Source organism: Protofrankia sp. Cj3 (assembly GCF_917627355.1).
Classification (GTDB): domain Bacteria; phylum Actinomycetota; class Actinomycetes; order Frankiales; family Frankiaceae; genus Protofrankia.
This window is the reverse complement of sequence record NZ_CAKJTR010000060.1, coordinates 1-1,527: the sequence shown is the minus strand read 5'-3', so window position 1 is coordinate 1,527 and position 1,527 is coordinate 1. Positions and strand designations below refer to the sequence as shown.

At 71.3% G+C, this 1,527-nt stretch carries 1 protein-coding gene; it reads right to left on the bottom strand.

Annotated features, from left to right (window positions below; all coding sequences use genetic code 11):
- Positions 1-644: 644 nt before the first annotated feature.
- A partial coding sequence (locus MJ783_RS10500; protein ID WP_239310208.1) for an energy-coupling factor transporter transmembrane protein EcfT occupies positions 645-1,527 on the bottom strand: 883 nt, incomplete at its 5' end.

The following is a 1,527-nucleotide window of genomic DNA, read 5'->3' as shown; positions in this document are numbered from 1 at the left end:
CTTGCCAGCGGGTACCCGTGCAGCACACGGCGCTGGATGAGTGCGTTGACGCACGGTGCGTGCCTTAGAGCGACCGGCAATAGGGGCGCGGTGCCGCGTCCTGTGTTGCCGGGCGCTCTTAGGAGCGCCCGAGGACAGGACTATCCGGCTCGCGGCTCATCCGCGTCCCGCCCGGCCGCGTTGTCGTCCGTCGGCGCCCAGCACCAGGGCGCCTTCCTCCTCCGCCTTGCCGGACCGGGCGCGGATGAGCCGCTCACTGATCGAACGCCCTATCCTCGGGCGCTCTCCGTGGTTGCCGCCGGAAGTTGTTCGGGATATGTCGGATGCCGGGCGCGGGCCGCTCGGCTGCTGTTCACCGTCGTAGCGAATCCTCTGGGCGTGGGTGTCGTCGTCCCAGGGCCGCACGCGGTCCCAGGGCCGCGCGGAGGGAGAACAACGATGTCCGAGGTCATCCTCAGTGTTGTCGTGGACGTGCTGGGAGCGATCGCCGTCGCGCTCGTTTCCGCGCTGGTACAGCGTTGGCGGCGCCCGCTCGCGCCGACGTCCTGAACTGGGCCGCCGGCTGCGGGAACCGGCGGCAATATGATCGTTTTGCCTGGGCCGTGGCCAGCTCGGTGATACGGCTCAGACCGGGCGATGGCCGGTCAGATCAGTATCACCGCGGCGAAGAGCCCCGCCATGGCCGCGAGCGCGGCGGCGTCCGCGCGCCGGGGCCTCGCCGGCTGGTGCGAAACCGCACCGAACCCGCCCCGGGCGGTGATCGCTTCGGTCATTTCCGCGGCCCGTCGCAGGCAGGTGACGATCGCGGTGCACAGCAGCTCGGTCGTGTAGCGCAGCTGGCGCGCCAATGCCGCCGGCCGGCGTGGCCGGGCCGGCCGGCTGGCCGTGCGTAGCCGGCGAACCGCGAGCAGCGTACGGATTTCCTCAACCAGCAGCGGTAGACAACGGATGGCCAGCGCCACCGTTGCCACCCATTCATCGACCGGTAGCCGCAGTCTGCGCAATGGCGTCATCAGCCGGTCCAGCGCGGGTGCGACATCCGACAGCGGCGTCGTCCAGCCGAGCAGCGCGGCGGTGGCGAACATGGTCATGGAGACCGACGTCAGCCGGAGCCATTCCAGTACTCCGCCGAGCGACACCCGCATTCCCGCGACGGCCACGAACGGTGCCTCGCGCGACTGCATGGTGAGCGCGGCGCCGATCAGCAGGCCGTACCAGAACCAGCGGGGAAGCCTTGGCGCCGCGCCCGGTGGGATCCGGGCGACCAGCATGCACAACCCGACGAATCCCGCGACCAGACCGATCACGGGCCACGACGGCCGCAACGCGACGAGCAGCCCGAGCGCGGCCATCATGATTATTTTTGTGCCCGCCCACAACCGGTGTACCGGGCTCGTACCGGGGATGTACCGCAGCAGGTTGGGCTCGCTTCGGCGGGCACGTGCGGCTGACCGCCGCCGGGACAGCCGGCCCCTGTGCCGGGGCGCGGCGGGTGCGGGCGGCTCGGGCGGCTCGGGCCGGCGTGCG